At 72.0% G+C, this 16,586-nt stretch carries 13 protein-coding genes; 7 read left to right on the forward strand and 6 right to left on the reverse strand.

Annotated features, from left to right (window positions below; genetic code table 11):
* Positions 1-316: 316 nt before the first annotated feature.
* The 4 genes from pknB (at position 317) to thiI (ending at position 6,249) form a co-directional block, all read left to right on the forward strand.
* Positions 317-2,362: a Stk1 family PASTA domain-containing Ser/Thr kinase gene (gene pknB / locus FYW99_RS26735; RefSeq protein ID WP_150254787.1), complete on the forward strand. Its 2,046-nt coding sequence runs from the start codon at positions 317-319 to the stop codon at positions 2,360-2,362.
* A 237-nt stretch (positions 2,363-2,599) separates the two neighbouring features.
* Positions 2,600-3,256 carry a response regulator gene (locus tag FYW99_RS26740; RefSeq protein WP_150254788.1) on the forward strand — a complete coding sequence of 219 codons (657 nt, stop codon included), beginning with the start codon at positions 2,600-2,602 and terminating at the stop codon, positions 3,254-3,256.
* A 185-nt stretch (positions 3,257-3,441) separates the two neighbouring features.
* On the forward strand, positions 3,442-4,467 hold the full coding sequence (locus tag FYW99_RS26745) for a 6-phosphofructokinase (RefSeq protein ID WP_061080932.1): 1,026 nt from the start codon (positions 3,442-3,444) through the stop codon (positions 4,465-4,467).
* Between the two features lie 492 nt (positions 4,468-4,959).
* Positions 4,960-6,249: a tRNA uracil 4-sulfurtransferase ThiI gene (gene thiI / locus FYW99_RS26750; protein ID WP_150254789.1), complete on the forward strand. Its 1,290-nt coding sequence runs from the start codon at positions 4,960-4,962 to the stop codon at positions 6,247-6,249.
* A gap of 78 nt (positions 6,250-6,327) precedes the next feature.
* Here thiI and aroF read toward each other — a convergent pair whose 3' ends face one another.
* Positions 6,328-7,374: a 3-deoxy-7-phosphoheptulonate synthase gene (gene aroF / locus FYW99_RS26755; RefSeq protein WP_150254790.1), complete on the reverse strand. Its 1,047-nt coding sequence runs from the start codon at positions 7,372-7,374 to the stop codon at positions 6,328-6,330.
* A 398-nt stretch (positions 7,375-7,772) separates the two neighbouring features.
* Here aroF and FYW99_RS26760 point away from each other — a divergent pair, with 398 nt between their 5' ends.
* On the forward strand, positions 7,773-8,366 hold the full coding sequence (locus FYW99_RS26760) for a molybdopterin-dependent oxidoreductase (protein WP_190394822.1): 594 nt from the start codon (positions 7,773-7,775) through the stop codon (positions 8,364-8,366).
* A 13-nt stretch (positions 8,367-8,379) separates the two neighbouring features.
* Here FYW99_RS26760 and macS read toward each other — a convergent pair whose 3' ends face one another.
* Genes macS through FYW99_RS26775 form a run of 3 tightly spaced genes read right to left on the reverse strand, consistent with a single transcriptional unit; the run spans position 8,380 to position 11,354 of the window.
* Entirely contained in the window at positions 8,380-9,639 is a 1,260-nt protein-coding gene (gene macS, locus FYW99_RS26765; protein WP_223839620.1) for a MacS family sensor histidine kinase, read from the reverse strand.
* Between the two features lie 3 nt (positions 9,640-9,642).
* A complete protein-coding gene (locus FYW99_RS26770; RefSeq protein ID WP_150254792.1) occupies positions 9,643-10,560 on the reverse strand; it encodes a hypothetical protein in 918 nt (305 codons plus the stop codon).
* Positions 10,557-11,354, reverse strand: a complete 798-nt coding sequence (locus FYW99_RS26775; RefSeq protein WP_150254793.1) for an alpha/beta hydrolase — start codon at positions 11,352-11,354, stop codon at positions 10,557-10,559. The genes FYW99_RS26770 and FYW99_RS26775 overlap by 4 nt, the downstream gene beginning before the upstream one ends.
* Before the next feature lie 387 nt (positions 11,355-11,741).
* Between FYW99_RS26775 and FYW99_RS26780 the strand changes: the two genes are divergently transcribed.
* Entirely contained in the window at positions 11,742-12,569 is an 828-nt protein-coding gene (locus FYW99_RS26780) for a lysophospholipid acyltransferase family protein (RefSeq protein WP_150254794.1), read from the forward strand.
* A 72-nt stretch (positions 12,570-12,641) separates the two neighbouring features.
* Here the strand turns inward: FYW99_RS26780 and FYW99_RS26785 are convergent, their stop codons facing one another.
* The gene (locus tag FYW99_RS26785; protein ID WP_150254795.1) at positions 12,642-13,589 is read right to left on the reverse strand and encodes an ROK family glucokinase; all 948 of its coding nucleotides are present in this window, start codon (positions 13,587-13,589) and stop codon (positions 12,642-12,644) included.
* Between the two features lie 149 nt (positions 13,590-13,738).
* Positions 13,739-14,173, reverse strand: coding sequence for a hypothetical protein (locus FYW99_RS26790; RefSeq protein ID WP_150254796.1), 435 nt, complete (start codon positions 14,171-14,173; stop codon positions 13,739-13,741).
* Between the two features lie 363 nt (positions 14,174-14,536).
* Here FYW99_RS26790 and FYW99_RS26795 point away from each other — a divergent pair, with 363 nt between their 5' ends.
* Positions 14,537-16,336 carry an AMP-dependent synthetase/ligase gene (locus tag FYW99_RS26795; protein ID WP_150254797.1) on the forward strand — a complete coding sequence of 600 codons (1,800 nt, stop codon included), beginning with the start codon at positions 14,537-14,539 and terminating at the stop codon, positions 16,334-16,336.
* Positions 16,337-16,586 lie beyond the last annotated feature (250 nt).

The raw sequence follows: 16,586 nt of genomic DNA on the forward strand, positions 1-16,586 counted from the left end.
ACAACCCAGGCGCGAGCGTCCCACCGCTAACAGAGCGGGCCTCACCGGGAACGGGACGACCCACCGACCGGTGAAGCACACACCACCCGGACCGGGAAAGCCCCGGCCGGGGACCGGACCCACCCCCCGGGAGGCCGAGCAGGCCTCCCCGGGGCCCCACGGGCCCCACCGACACTGGAACGGGACGGCGCGACCGCGAACCGCGGGGCAGACCTGGCGTGGGCTTCCGCTATCGTGTCGGTTCGACACCCGGTGTCGGGTACGCGCCACCGGCCGCGACAGCCCGCGCTCCCCGCAGCAAGGACACTACTCCGCCGTGGACATGACGACTTCCGACCCGCTCGTAGGCGCCACCCTGGACCGACGTTACTTCGTGGAGTCCAGGATCGCCGGAGGCGGGATGGCGACCGTCTACGTCGCCCACGACCTGAGGTTGGACCGACGGCTGGCCCTGAAGGTGATGCACCCTTCGCTGGCCCAGGACCCGACCTTCGTGCAGCGCTTCATCAACGAGGCGCACTCCGTCGCCAAGCTCTCCCACCCCAACGTCGTGCAGGTCTTCGACCAGGGCGAGGACCAGGGGCACGTCTTCCTGGCCATGGAGTACGTGCCCGGACGCACCCTGCGCGACCTGCTCAAGTCCCGGGGCAGGCTCGGCGCCCGCGACGCCCTGAACGCCATGGCCCCGGTGCTGGCCGCGCTCGGCGCCGCCCACCAGGCGGGCATGGTGCACCGCGACGTCAAACCCGAGAACGTCCTCATCACCGAGGACGGCCGGGTCAAGGTCGCCGACTTCGGCCTGGCGCGCGCCGTGGAGCAGTCCAACCAGGGGCTGACCCGCACGGGCACCCTCATGGGCACCGCCGCCTACCTGGCCCCCGAGCAGATCGAGAAGGGCGTCGCCGACGCCCGCAGCGACGTGTACGCGGCGGGCATCATGTTCTACGAGCTGCTCACCGGAAGTCAGCCGCACACCGGCGAGACGCCCATCGCGATCGCCTACCAGCACGTCAACGAGGACGTCCCGCGTCCCTCGCACTTCCTGCCCGGCCTGCCCGCGGAGGTCGACGCGCTGGTCACCAAGGCCACCGAGCGCGACCCCAGGTACCGTCCCAGCAACGCTGGCCAGTACCTGGCCAAGGTCCTGGCGGTGCTCAACAGCCTGCCCGAGACCCCCGCCGCCTCCGCCGCGGACCAGGCCCCGCTGACGCCCGTCGCCCCGGCCGCGGCGGCCACGGCCTCGGTGACCGCGCCCCAGCTCATCGCCGGGGGCGCCGGTCCGGGCACCGAGAACGCGACCATGGTCGTGGACATGGCCTCCGCCGGCCTGGACGGCGGCCGCTACGACGGGTACGACCGCGACAAGGACGGCTACGACGGCGACGACGACGGGTACGACGACTACCGGGACGGTCCCGACGACCGGCGCCGACGCAACCTGCTGATCGGGATCGGCGCGGCGGTCCTGGCGATCGTCCTGCTCGGCGCGGGCTGGTGGTTCCTCGTCGGCCAGTACGAGAACGTCCCGGACGTGGTGGGTCGCGACCCCGAGGCCGCGAGCCAGATGATCCGCGACGAGGGCCTGCGCTACGACCTGTCCGCCGAGGCCGTCTACAGCGACGCCGAACCGGGCACGGTCGGCGAGACCGACCCCGAGGTGGGCGCCCGTCTGTCCCCCGACGACGTGGTCACCGTGTACCTGTCCAAGGGCCCGCAGACGGTGGAGATGCCCGACCTGGTCGAGATGGACGCCGCCAACGCCCTCAAGGAGCTGGAGGACCTCGGCTTCGCCCCGGACAACATCGTCCAGGAGGACGTGAGCTCCACCGAGTTCGAGCCCGGCGCGGTGGTCTCCACCTCTCCTGAGGCGGGCGCGGAGGCCGACCGGGAGGAACCGGTCACCATCACCGTCAGCCAGGGCGTCCCGGTGCCCGCGGTGGTCGGCGAGGACCTGGACACCGCCCGCCAGATGCTGGAGGGCGAGGGCCTGTCCGTCGAGGTGGTCGAGGAGGAGAGCGCGGACGTCGAGGAGGGCAAGGTCATCCAGCAGAGCCCCGACAGCGGCTCCAGCATCGGCTCCGGCGGCACCGTCACCCTGACCGTCTCCACCGGCCCGCCCGGCGTGGACGTCCCCGACGTGGTCGGCATGCGTGTGGACGAGGCGCGTGAGGCGCTGGAGGGGGCCGGTTTCAAGGTCAAGGTCGAGCGCGTCCTCGGCGGCCGCGAGGTGGCTCACCAGTCGCACACCGGCAGGGCGCCCGGGGACACGGAGATCACGATCACCGCGACCCCGGGCGGCATCGACCTGGGTGACTTCGGCAACGGCAACGGCAACGGCCGCGGTGACGACGATGACGACTGACCGGCCCGGGCCCGGCGCCTGAGGGACAAGCGAGGGGGCGGGACCGGGTCCGGTCCCGCCCCCTCGCCGTGGGCGCCGCCCACCCGGCGGGGTCGGCGCGGTCCGCCCGCCCCCGCCCGCCGACCCGTTCCTTGGGCGCTGTCCGCCCGGCGGGTGAGCACGACCCGTCCGCCCCGACCCGCTCCGCCGCCCCAGACCGTGCCGTGGGCGCCGTCCGCCCGGGATAAGGTCACCTGCATGACGAGCGAGGCGGTCCGGGTACTGGTGGTGGACGACCACCCCATGTGGCGCGACGCGGTCGCGCGCGACCTCGGCGAGGCCGGGATCGAGGTCGTGGGCACCGCGGGCGACGGCGCCAAGGCGCTGCGCATCGCCCCGGCCGCGCGTCCCACTCTGGCCGTCGTGGACCTGCACCTGCCCGACATGAGCGGGGTCGAGCTGACCGCGGGCCTGGTGGCCCTGTCCCCGCCCCCGCGGGTGCTGGTGCTGTCGGCGAGCGGCGCCAGCGACGACGTCCTGGCCGCGGTGAAGGCCGGGGCGACCGGCTACCTGGTCAAGTCGGCGGGGCGGGAGGAACTGCTGGACGCGGTGCGCCGGGTGCACGCGGGCGAGGCCGTCTACACCCCGGGACTGGCCGGGCTGGTTCTGGGCGAGTACCGCAGGCTCTCGTCGGCGGACCACTCCGGGGAGCCGGAGGCACCCGAGCTGACCCCCCGCGAGACCGAGGTGCTGCGCCTGGTCGCCAAGGGGCTGGCCTACAAGCAGATCGCGCAGCGGCTGGGCATCTCCCACCGCACCGTGCAGAACCACGTGCAGAACACCCTCACCAAGCTCCACCTGCACAACAGGGTGGAACTGGTGCGGTACGCCATCGACCGGGGCCTGGACGACTGACCCGCGCCTCCCCACGCCGCGTCCGCGCGTCCGCTTCGCGCGGTCCGCGCCGTCTGCCCCGTACGCGCCGGGAGCGTTCACGGCCTATTCGCCTCCCCGGGTTGGACCCGGATCACCGCTCCCACTATGGTCTAGACCATATGGCGCCATGCGTCGTAAAGCACACAACGTCGAGGAGAATTCGTATGCGAGTCGGGGTGCTGACCGGCGGTGGGGACTGCCCTGGTCTGAACGCGGTCATCCGTGCAGTGGTCCGCAAGGGCATCAAGGACTACGGCTACGAGTTCGTCGGCTTCCGGGACGGTTGGCGCGGTCCGCTGGAGGGCGACACCATGCCGCTGGACGTGACCGCCGTGCGCGGCATCCTGCCCAGGGGCGGTACGATCCTGGGCTCCTCGCGCACCAACCTCATGAAGATCGAGGGCGGCGTCGAGCGGGTCAAGGACAACATGGCCGGGCTGGGCGTCGACGCCCTGGTCGCCATCGGCGGCGAGGACACCCTCGGCGTGGCCCGCCAGCTGCACGACCGCGGCGTCAACGTCGTCGGCGTGCCCAAGACCATCGACAACGACCTCAACGCGACCGACTACACCTTCGGTTTCGACACGGCCGTGAACATCGCGATGGAGGCGATCGACCGCCTGCACACCACCGCCGAGTCGCACCACCGCGCGCTGGTGGTGGAGGTCATGGGCCGCCACGCCGGGTGGATCGCGCTGCACTCGGGCATGGCCGCGGGCGCCAACGTCATCCTCATCCCCGAGCGGCCCTTCGACATCGACGAGGTCGTCAAGCACGTCGAGAGCCGCTTCGAGACCCAGTACGCGCCGATCATCGTGGTCGCCGAGGGCGCGCACCCCAAGGAGGGCCAGATGGAACTGGCCACCGGGGAGACGGACTCCTTCGGCCACGTGCGCCTGGGCGGCATCGGCCAGCGGCTGGCCGAGGAGATCGAGAAGCGCACCGGCAAGGAGGCCCGCTCGGTGGTCCTGGGCCACGTGCAGCGCGGCGGTACGCCCACCGCGTTCGACCGCGTGCTGGCCACCCGTCTGGGCGTGAACGCCATCGAGGCCGTGCACGACAAGGCGTTCGGCAAGATGGTCGGCCTCCAGGGCACGGACATCGTCCGCGTGAACCTGGCCGAGGCGACCGACACCCTCAAGACGGTGCCCTCCGCGCGCTACGAGGAGGCCGAGGTCTTCTTCGGCTAGACAGTGTTTTTTGGACCTCCGCTCCGCTTCGGTCCGTGTTCGGACGCCCGAAGCACGGGAACCTTCGGTGTCTCCGGCGGGTTCGCTCGTTCCTCACGAACCCGCCTCCACCACCTCCAGAACCCCGTGGGCGCCCGAACCAACCCCCCACAGCTGAGACCGGTTCAAAAAAACAGACCCTAGGCACACCCCGCGACCCGGAGCCCGGGAACCGGATTCTCCCGAGGCTCCCCCGGACGCCGGCCACCGGCCACGTGCGCCGACCCCTGCCGGAACGGTCCGCGCCCCCCTCCCAGCTCCCAGGGAGGGGGGCGCGCCGCGTTCGGTGAGCTGCCGCCGTGTGCCCACCGCCTCCCACCCGTCCCGTCCGGAAACGGACGGAGCGGTGGACGGGATGTTCGATACTGGAGGGTGGCGATGAACGCTCCCGGCCCCGTCACCGCCACTCCCACCTCACACCGGGACACGAAGGTATCCACCGGAGGTAGCACCATGTCCGCGTCGCTTGAGTCCGCGCCGCCCCCCGCAGCCCTGGCCGGGGCCGACGCCGGGCTCGGCGAGCTCTGCGTGCTCATGAAGCTCGGCGAGATCGTCCTCAAGGGCTCCAACCGCAAGCTGTTCGAGCGGCGGCTGCACAACAACATCCGCTCCTCCGTGCGCGACCTGGGCGAGGTCCGCCTCTCCCAGCGCGGCGCGGGCGTGATCATCGTGCGCAAGCCCGGCGCCTCCGACCTGGAGGTCGCCGAGATCGCCGACCGCATGGCCAACGTCATGGGCGTGGTCTGGGTGCACCTGGTCCGCCGCGTGCCCAAGGACCTGGACGCCGTCACCGACATCGGCGTGCGCGTCATGGAGGGCCGCGAGGGCACCTTCGCCGTGCGCGCCCGGCGCCGCGACAAGCGCTTCGAGATGACCTCGTCGGAGCTGGCCGGGTACCTGGGCTCGAAGATCATCGAGGCGCACGGCTACAAGGTCAACCTCAAGCGCCCCGACAACACCCTGTTCGTCGAGGTGGACAAGGACGAGGCGTTCGTGTTCACCGACGGCGTGCCCGGCCAGGGCGGCCTGCCCGCGGGGATGAGCGGCCGCGGCCTGGTACTGATGTCGGGCGGGATCGACTCCCCCGTCGCCGCGCACCGGATGATCCGGCGCGGGCTCAAGGTCGACTTCCTGCACTTCTCCGGCATGCCGTTCACCGGCCCGGAGTCGATCTACAAGGCCTACAGCCTCGTCCGCCAGCTGGACCGCTACCAGGTGGGCTCGCGGCTGTTCGTCATCCCCTTCGGCAAGGCCCAGCAGCAGCTGAAGAGCTCGGGGATCGAGCGGCTCCAGATCGTCGCCCAGCGCCGCCTCATGCTCAAGACCGCCGAGGCCCTGGCCGACGACCTGGGCGCGGAGTGCCTGGTCACCGGTGACGCGCTGGGCCAGGTGTCCAGCCAGACCATGACCAACCTGACCGCCCTGGACGACGCGGTGGACCTGCCGATCCTGCGTCCGCTCATCGGCATGGACAAGACCGAGATCATGGACCAGGCCCGCCGGATCGGGACCCTGGCCATCTCGGAGCTGCCCGACGAGGACTGCTGCACCATGCTGACCCCGCGCCAGGTGGAGACCGCGGCCAAGATCCCGGACCTGCGCCAGATCGAGAAGCGCCTGGACGCCGAGGAGCTGGCCGAGCACCTGGTCACCACCGCGCAGGTGCACAAGCCCAGCTTCCTGGGCGACGCCGCGCCCAAGCGCGTGGCGCCCGCGTCCGCGTCGGTGGCCGCCACCGCCTAGAGGACACGGCGACGGTGCCCCGGCCGCTCCCCGCACGCGGGGCTGGGCCGGGGCGCCGTCGTGTTCAGCCCCCCGGTCTCACAGACCGGCCAGCTCGCGGCCGGGTGCCGGGGTGAGGGTGCGGCCGGTCAGGGCGGCCAGGGTGCCCGCCAGGTCCCGCAGTTCGGCCAGGTCCTCGCCCAGGAGGGCCTGCGGGCCGTCGCACAGGGCGTTCTCCGGGTGGGGGTGCACGTCGACGATGACGCCGTCCGCGCCGACCGCCACGGCCGCGCGGGAGAGCGGCAGCACCAGCTCGCGCCTGCCTCCCGAGTGGGACGGGTCGACGATCACCGGCAGGTGGGACAGGTTCTGGGCGACCGGGACGGCGCTGATGTCCAGGGTGTTGCGGGTGGCCTTCTCGAAGGTGCGGATGCCGCGCTCGCACAGGACGATGTCGAGGTTGCCGCGCTGGGCGATGTACTCGGCGGCCATCAACCACTCCTCGATGGTGGCGCTCATGCCGCGCTTGAGCAGGACCGGCTTGCCCGCGTCGCCCGCGGCCTGGAGGAGGGCGAAGTTCTGCATGTTGCGGGTGCCGATCTGGAGCATGTCGGCGTAGGAGGCGACGAGCTCGACGTCGGCGGCGTCCACGACCTCGGTGACGATGGGAAGGCCGGTCTCCTCGCGCACGTCGGCGAGGATCCTCAGGCCCTCCTCGCCCAGGCCCTGGAAGGCGTAGGGGGAGGTGCGGGGCTTGTAGGCGCCGCCGCGCAGCAGGGACGCCCCCGCGGCCAGCGCCATCTCGGCCGCGGCCAGGGTCTGCTCGGGGGTCTCGACGGCGCACGGCCCGGCGATCACGGTGACGTTGTCGCCGCCGATCGGCACGCCGCGCACGCTGACGACGGTGCGGCTGTCGTGGTTCTCGCGGCTGACGAGCTTGTAGGGGGCGGAGATGCGCAGGACGTCGCTGACACCCGGCTTGGCGGCCAGACCCAGGTCCTGGAAGCGCTCGACATCACCGACGAGGCCGATGATCGTGCGGCTCACGCCGCGCGTCACGTAGGCCTCGCCTCCTGCGGAGGAGACCAGCTCGACCAGATCGTCGATGTTCTCGGGGGTGGCGTCCGGCGCCATCACGATGACCATGTGCGTTGTCCCTAGCTGCTTGTCGGTTGGGTGAACGAGCCGACCGGCGCCCGGAACGAGAAAAGCCCCGGGCTCTACCGGCCCGGGGCTCAAGTCGTCTGTGTCAGCGCAGCGCTTTACAGGCGACCGGGGTGTCGGGCCGGTAGCCATAAAAGCGCCAGAAGTTCCGCTGCATGGCTGGAACTATAGCGCACGGTCGCCGCGTGTCCGCACACCCGGGGTGAGTGACCTGCCTCTCGTCGGCGCCTGACAGGATGGCCGGACGCACGTTCTCCCCCCGGGGAGGGCGTTCGCTCCGCCCGGCCGGCCGGGCGCGCCGCGGGGGCCCAGAGACGAGCAGGGGGACGGAAGTGTCCGAGGGAACGGACGAGGACGATACGGGCGGGACCCGGTCCCGGATGCCTCCCGGGCAGGCGGTGCGCCACGAGCACAAGCCTCTGCACTACGGGCCGGTGCCCGCCTTCCGCCCGCAGCGGTGGGACCTTCGGGTCATGGGGGCGACCGAGGGCCTGGGGGCCTACCGCTGGACCTGGGAGGAGTTCGCGCGGCTGCCCCGCACGGACTTCGTGAGCGACTTCCACTGCGTGATGCGGTTCAGCGCCCCGGACGTGCCCTGGCGCGGGGTGCGCGCCGTCGACCTGGTCGCCGCGGCCCCGCCCGCGCCGGAGGCCACGCACGTGATGGCCTGGGGCGAGTACGGCTACGGTGCGAACCTGCGCATGGACGACTTCCTGGCGGAGGGGGTGCTGCTGGCGACCCACCGCGACGGCGAGCCGCTCGCCCCCGAGCACGGCGCGCCGGTGCGCCTGGTGGTGCCGCACCTGTACGGGTGGAAGAGCGTGAAGTGGCTGCGCGCGGTGGAGTACATGGCCGCGGACCGCCGCGGTTTCTGGGAGGAGCGCGGCTACCACAACCGGGGCGACCCCTGGCGGGAGCAGCGGTTCTCCTACCAGGAGGAAGAGGAGGAGCCGGGCCGGAGCCCGCAGCGGTGAGCCGTGCGGGGCCTCAGCGGCGCGGGACGCGCATCTCCACCTCGGTGCCCTGGCCGGGGACCGACACGTACTCGACGGTGCCGCCCAGGTCGCGCACACGGCCGAGCACGGACTGGGCCACGCCGATGCGCCCCTCGGCGCGGGCCCGCTCCAGACGGCCGGACTCGATGCCGGGGCCCTCGTCGCGGACGGACACGGTCACCGCGTCGCCCTCGTCCTCCACCAGCACCCAGGCGCGCGTGCCCTCGGGGCAGTGCCGCTCCACGTTGTCCAGGGCGGCGAGGACGGCGGCGGCCAGCTCGTCGGCGGTGTGCGCGGGCAGGGTGACGGGTGTGGCGGGCGCGGACACCGACACGCGGACCGACTCGGCGCGGCGCAGCGGCTCGCGCAGGTCCACCGCGTCCTCGGCCCCGGACGCGGCCGCACGTCCGGAACTCCCGGCCCCAGCGGCAGCGCGTCCGGGGCCCCAGCGCCCCGGAGCGGCCCGCCCCGCAGGAGGCAGCGCCGCACCACCGGCCCCGCGGGTCCCGCTTCCCCCGTCCGTCCCAGAGGGGGCGCCCTCCGACAGCCCGATCGCGACCAGCGCGCGCAGACGCGCCTCCTGTTCACCGGCCATCCGGCCCAGTTCGGCGGCCTCTCCTCCGGCCTCGGCGCCGCGCCTGCTCACCAGGGACAGCACCTGGAGCACCGAGTCGTGGATCGAGCGGGCCAGCTGCTCGCGCTCGCGGGTGCGCGCCTCCAGCGCGACCGCCTGCGCGAAACGCCGTTCGGCCCGCTCCGACATCCAGGACATGTACCCGACCGCCAGTCCGGCCAGGAGCAGCAGGACCACCCCGCGTGCGGTCGCGGCGGTGACGGCGGCGTCCATGACCGTGCGCAGGGTGAGGTCGGCGATGCCGTAGAGCACGGCGACGGCGGCGGCGGCGCGCCCGCCCCAGATGACGCTGGCCGCCAGCGCGGTGCCCGCGAACCAGTAGCCGCTCAGCGGCGGGGCCTGGGTGAGGTAGAACGGCGTGGCCGCCAGCGCGGTGGCGAACAGGCACGCGAAGGCCACCGCGAGGTCGGCGGTGAGCAGGCGCCAGTCGCGCAGGTGCGGACGGGCGTAGGCGCGGGTGGTGAACACCGTCCACACGACCATGACCGCCAACACCGTCCAGGCCAGCCAGGGCCGGGTCAGGTGCACGTGGTGCTGGACGAGGAGGAGCAGGGCGTAGACCAGGGACGCTGCGCGGAAGACGGCGAAGGCGCGCCAGAGGGGGAAGTCGAAGCCCAGGGGTCAGACCACCGCCCCGTTGTCGGGCCCGCCGTCTCCGGGCGGACGGGAGTCGGTCATGCGCAGGATGAGCACGACGAAGCTGACCAGGAAGGCCAGCACCGCGGCGAACATCAGCCAGTTGGGCAGGGTGACGCCGACGAAGGCGGCCCCGAACACCAGCACCGGCGCGCCCAGCAGGCACAGCCAGGCGGCGATGCCCACCCGGTCGCCCTGGAGCAGGGGCGGCGGCGGTGGCGGCTCGTAGTGGCCCTCCAGGTCGGCCTCGGTCCGGCGGCGGGCCTCCTCCCCCTCCGCGTCGCGGTCCTTCCCGTCCCCGGCGCCGACGGCCCCTCCGGCCAGGAGGTCACCGCCGGAGGAGGCGTCCCCTCCCGAGGCGCTGAGGTTCTCGGCGTCGGGCCAGGCGGCGCGGCGGCGCTGCCCCCGGGTGTCGGCGTCGTCGTAGAAGCGGGCGACAAGGTCGTTCCAGACCTCGTCCTCGTCCGCGGGCCGGGCGGGCGCGGCGTCGGGGTCGACGTTGGCGGGCGGGCCGTCCAGCAGGTCGCCGCCGACCGGCGCGTCGGAGGCCTCGTGCGCGGCGGCCTCCCCGCCCTCCTCGGCGTCGGTGTCGGAGCGGGGCTCGCCGCGCGACGCCAGCAGGTCGGGGGCCGTCCCGGGCTCTCCGTCCAGGTCGGGCAGTTCGGTGCCCAGGACCCTCTCGGCGGCGGTCCGCTCCTCCGCGTCCACGTACAGGTGGTCGGTGGGCGGGTCGTCGGCCTGGCTGCCCGCGGGCTCCAGGACGTCCTCGTCCAGCGGCACGGCGTAGGCGGCGATACCGCTGCGCCGGAGCGCCTCCAGCATGAGGTCGGCGTGCGAGGGCGCGAGCAGGATCAGCGGAACGTAGGCGTCGGCGAGCAGGCCGTTTCCCCGACGTTGCGTCATCGGTCGGCTCCTTCCCCGCTTCTACTGTGCTCTCGCACGAAGGCGAGGCTCCCGTCGAAGACGACGGCGGCGTCATGGTCGAGGGTCGCCACGTGGTAGCTGTCGTGGAGCAGGTGGATCGTCAGCCCGGTGTTGACCGCTCTCCTAGCGAGGATACGCAGACTGCGCGGTCCGACAACGTGGTCCTGGGTGCTCCGGTAGGCCAGGATCGGCGCTCGCAAACCGGACATGCCCTCCTGAACCTCGCGCCACAGCTTCGGGAGTGTCGCCGCGGCCGCGGTGGGGACGCGGTCGTACCCGCCCTCGGTGGTGTCGTCCTTGGAGACGTCGCAGCCCAGACCGGGCGTGGAGGGCATGACCCGGGAGACCAGGCGGCGGACCGGGGCGATGACGGGCAGGCGCCGGTCCTCCACCGCCAGGGAGGGGTTGACGAGCACGGCCCCGCGCACGAGGCCGGGGTGCCTCTGGGCCAGGCGCAGACTGAGGGCGCCGCCCATGGACAGTCCCATGACGAACACCTCCTCGCAGCGCGAGGCCAGGTCCAGCAGGGTTCGTTCGGCCTCGGCGAGCCAGTCGTCGCTGGTGGTGAGGTTCATGTCGTGCCAGACCGTGCCGTGACCGGGCAGCAGGGGCGCCTCGACGCTGAGCCCCGCGGCGGCCAGGTGCTCGCCCCAGGGGCGCATCGAGTACGGGGAGCCGGTGAAACCGTGGCAGAGCAGGACGCCCGTGCCCGACCCGCGGTGACTGAACGGCTCAGCGCCCGGGATCAGGGGAGGGGCGTCGGTCGGTCTCACGGAGCGGCTCCAGGAGTCGTGCGGTGCGCGGGAACGGGGGTTGCGGTGGCAGGAGCGGAGGCACGAGAAACCCTGGCTCCTGCCGTGAGGCTAGCCGTTCGGCGGTCCGTTCGCCATGAGTGCACAGTAACGTCCCCGTCCTCCGCGACCGGAGGCAGGCACCCGCCACGCGGGCCGACTGAGTATCCTCTTCTGCGTCGGGCCGACGGCCCGTTCGGGGGCGCTTTGGCACTTGCGCTCGCACGGTGGGAGGATGGCGCACGTCAGGCGGCGGCTCCTCCCCCACTCTCCGGGCGCGAGCCCTCCTGGCAATGTCGGCAGAGCGGGACGGTGAATCGTGGCAGACCCTGCCCAGTGCTCCCCGCGTGTGCAGGGGTGATCTGAGCGATGTTCTACTGGGTGGTCAAGGCGATCCTGGGGCCGGTTCTGGCCGTGCTGTGGCAACCGCGGGCCGAGGGTGTGGAGAACGTGCCGCGCCGCGGCCCGGCGATCATGGTGAGCAATCACCTGTCCTTCTCCGACCACTTCTTCGGTCCGCTGCCGCTGCCGCGCAGGATCACCTTCCTGGCCAAGGCCGAGTACTTCACCGGCACGGGCGTCAAGGGCCTGCTGAGTCGGGCGTTCTTCACCGGTGTGGGGCAGATCCCCATCGACCGCTCGGGCGGCAAGGCCAGCGAGGCGGCGCTGCGCACGGGTCTGAGGGTGCTCAAGCGCGGTGAGCTCCTGGGCATCTACCCCGAGGGCACCCGCTCCCCCGACGGCAAGCTCTACCGCGGCCGGACGGGTGTGGCCCGGCTGGCGCTGGAGGCCAAGGCCCCGGTGGTACCGATGGCGATGATCAACCTGGAGAAGATCATGCCCCCCGGCCGCACCGTGCCCAGGCTGGGCGTGCGCCCCAAGGTCAAGTTCGGCAAGCCGCTGGACTTCTCCCGCTACCACGGCATGGAGAAGGACCCGCGCGTGCTGCGGGCCGTCACCGACGAGATCATGTACGCGCTGATGGAGCTGTCCGGCCAGGAGTACGTGGACCGCTACGCGCAGTCGGTCAAGGCCGAGCTGGAGGCGGAGGCCAAGGAGGCCAAGCGCGAGCAGCACGCCAGCGACAAGGACCGCAGGCGGAGCGAGCGCGAGCGGCGCAAGGAGGACCGCCGGACCCGACGCGAGGAGAAGCGGGCCGCGCGCAGGGACAAGGACGCGGACTCCGCCCAGGAGTAGCCCGACACGCCGGACGGCCCCCGCGTCCTCCCTGGGGAGGTCGCGGGGGCCGTCCGCTCTCCGGTGGCCGGGTCAGTGCCGGGCGAGGTCTCCCGCGCCGACGATGCCCGCCTCGCCGCCGAGCTCGGCCAGGCGCACCTCGGCCATGCGGCGCCCGGGGCGGCCCGGGACGTTGCGCGCGAAGGAGGCGCGGACCGGGTCCAGCAGGATGGACCCGGCGTCGGAGACGCCGCCGCCCAGGACGAAGCACTCGGGGTCGAGGATGGCGGCGAGGTCGGCCAGGCCGTGTCCGGCCCACTCCCCGACCTTGGCGAAGCACTCCAGGGCTGCCCTGTCCCCCTCCAGCGCCGCCTGGGTGATGACGTGGCCCTCGACCTGGTCGATGACGCCGTCGGCGAGCTTGAGCATGCGCTCGGCGGCCACGGGGTCGGTCAGCGCCAGGTCCTGGGCCTCGGCGACCAGGGCGCGGCCGCTGGCGTACTGCTCCCAGCAGCCGTGGTTGCCGCAGGCGCAGCGGCGCCCGTGCGGGACCATCCGGTAGTGCCCGACCTCCGCGGCCACGCCGTAGCGGCCGCGGTGCAGGGCGCCGCCGATGACCAGGCCGCCGCCGATGCCGGTGCCCAGGGTGATGCACACGATGTGGTCGCTGCCGCGCCCGGCGCCGAACCTGGCCTCAGCCCAGGCGGCGGCGTTGGCGTCGTTCTCGATGACCACGGGCAGCCCGACGCGCTCCTGGACGTGGTCCCGGAGGGGCTCGTCGCGCAGGCCGAGGTTGACGGCGACCTGGACGGTGGCGCGGTCCTCGTCCACGAACCCCGCCACACCCACCCCGACGGCCTGGACGGCGTCGGCGTCCTGTCGGCCGCGCAGTTCCCCGCAGGCCCTGGCCACGACGTCGGCCAGGGCCTGCGGGTCGTTGGAGGGGGTGGGGTACTTGACCTTGTCGAGGATCTGCCCTTCGGGGTCGACGACCCCGGCGGCGACCTTGGTCCCGCCGATGTCTACGCCGATGGTCAGCATGGGGGCAGCTCCTTCGTACTTACGCCCGAACTCTGACATAAGTCTCAAGGTTCATGGCAAAGTGTTTTCAGATGATGTGTGCCATCTGATTAAACCAGGCATGAGGCGACCCCCGACACCCCCGGAGTCGAACCGTGATCTCCTCCCGTTCACCCCGCGGTGACCTGGCGTTCCTCACCTTCCGCATTGCCTTCGCCACCCTGCGGACGGCGCCCGGCGGCGTCGTCGGCGCGGGTCTGTTCCAGGGAGCGCTCGACCACGTCCCAGGTACGGCCCAGGGCGCCGACCGCGGCCAGTCCGGCGCGGCCGAGGTGTCCGACGACCTCGGGACCGGACGTGCGCACGATGTCGAGGAGCTCCTCCAGCGGGGGGCGCCGGTCGCCCGTCTCCAGGCGGATGGCCTCCTCCCACACGTCGCCCTTACTCGGGGGCGGCGAGGTCACCGCGCTCACCCCGCGCTTGACTCCGGCCGTCAGCAGCCTGCGCTGCAGTGTGGTCACCAGCTTCAGCGCGTCGTCGATGAGGTCGGGGTCCTCACCCCTGCCCGCACCCGGACCGCCGTTGCGACCGGTGTTCTCCGTCATGTCAGCTTCCTCCTTCGCGCCGCGTTCTGCTTCACGGTAACCGGCCGCCCAGGCGCCGGGGAGGTTTCTCAGGGCAGGTTCAGGGGCGAACCAGGGATGCGGGCCGCGGTACCGAGAGAAACCGCAATAACCCTTAAACCCCACAAAATGCACATACATCACATAGATCTCACGACGTGCGCAAACGCTACGTCGGGCGTATAGTCTCGCGTGCGTACGGGGAGTGATCCGGATCCCCGTCTCCACGACCCAGGGTCACCGTTGGATACCGAACGACAACGTGTTCTACTCATGAGTAGGGTGGTGTTGTTACGGTCATCACGTCCCGTACTACCCGAACCCGTACACGTCCAGGAGCACCACGTGCGCGAATACAGCTCTCCCGCGAAGGCTGAGATCTCCGACGACGCGCGACTGACCGACACGCTCTACGCGCGCGCGGCCAGCGAGCCCAACGCCGTCACCGCCCGTCGCCAGGAGTCCGGCCAGTGGCACGACGTCACCGTGGCGGAGCTGCACGCCGACATCGCCGCGTACGCCAAGGCCCTGATCGACGCGGGCATCGAGCACGGCGACCGCGTCGCCCTGATGTCGCGCACCCGTTACGAGTGGACGGTCGTCGACTACGCCATCTGGTCCGTCGGCGGCGTGACCGTCCCGATCTACGAGACCTCCTCCGCCGAGCAGATCGAGTGGATCCTCTCCGACTCCGGCGCCAAGGCCGCGTTCGTGGAGAACGCCGCCCACGCCGAGCGCGTCGAGTCGGTCCGCGCCCGGACCCCCGAGCTCGGCCCCGTCTGGCGGTTCGACGACCCCGAGTACGCCACGCTGCGCTCCGCGGGCTCCGAGGTGGACGACGGGGCGCTGGAGAAGCGCCGCACCGCGGTCAAGGCCGACGACATCGCCACCCTCATCTACACCTCGGGCACCACCGGCCGCCCCAAGGGCTGCGAGCTCACCCACCGCAACTTCCTGTTCATCTCCCACAACGCACTGGAGGGCCCGGCCCGCCAGGTCCTGCGCAGCAAGGAGAACCCCTCCACGCTGCTGTTCCTGCCGCTGGCCCACGTCTTCGCCCGCTTCGTCCAGGTCATGGTCATCGAGGCCAAGGCCACCCTCGGCCACTTCCCCTCCACAGGCCCCGAGCTGATCGAGCAGTTCTCGGCGTTCCGGCCCACCTTCCTGCTCGCGGTCCCCCGCGTGTTCGAGAAGGTCTACACCAAGGCCGAGCAGAAGGCCACGGCCGAGGGCAAGGGCAGGATCTTCAACGCCGCCGCCGAGACCGCCATCGCCTACAGCAAGGCCCTGCCCACCGGCCGGATCCCCCTGGGCCTCAAACTCAAACACGCGCTGTTCAGCAAGCTGGTCTACGGCAAGCTCCTGGCCGCCCTGGGCGGCAACGCCGAGTACGCCGTCTCCGGCGGCTCCGCGCTGGGCGCGCGCCTGGGCCACTTCTTCCGCGGCATCGGCTTCACCATCATCGAGGGCTACGGCCTCACCGAGACCACCGCCCCCACGTCGGTGAACAGCCCCGAGTTCAACAAGATCGGCACCGTGGGCCAGCCGCTGCCCGGCACCACCATCAAGATCGCCGAGGACGGCGAGATCCTCCTCAAGGGCGACCACATCATGGTCGGCTACTGGAAGAACGAGAAGGCCACCAAGGAGGCCTTCACCGAGGACGGCTTCTACCGCACCGGCGACCTCGGCGCGCTGGACGACGACGGCTTCCTGAGCGTCACCGGCCGCAAGAAGGAGATCATCGTGACCGCGGGCGGCAAGAACGTCGCCCCGGCCGTCCTGGAGGACCGCATCCGCGCCCACGCCCTGGTCAGCCAGTGCATGGTGGTCGGCGACAACCGCAAGTTCATCGCCGCGCTGATCACGATCGACCCCGAGTCCTTCGTCCAGTGGCGCGAGGCCAACGGCAAGAGCGGCGAGATCGCCGACCTGACCGGGGACGCCGACCTGAACGCCGCCATCCAGGAGGCCGTGGACAACGCCAACAACGCGGTGTCCAAGGCCGAGGGGATCAAGAAGTTCAAGATCCTGCCCAGCGACTTCACCGAGGAGAGCGGTCAGATGACCGCCTCCCTGAAGGTCAAGCGCCACGTGGTCAGCAAGCAGTGGAGCAGCGAGATCGACGACATCTACGCCGGCTGATCACCGAGCCCGCGGGAGCCGGTCCCCCTCGGGGTGACCGGCTCCCGCCGTTTGCAGAACCCACACGCCCGTGGGGTCGAGGAAACCGGTCCGGTGACGGCCCCCGGGGGTTGACCAGAGGGCAGGCGACCTCAACCAGGTACCCGTAGAGCCCGGGCTGACGGCCCGCCGCAGGGGGTGACCCTTTCCAGACGACCCCAACCAGGCACCCGTAGAGCGTGCGGGTTCCCCGCCCGCCCCTGGGGGGTGG

Origin of the sequence: Nocardiopsis deserti, from assembly GCF_008638355.1 — a bacterium.
Lineage (GTDB): Bacteria > Actinomycetota > Actinomycetes > Streptosporangiales > Streptosporangiaceae > Nocardiopsis > Nocardiopsis alborubida.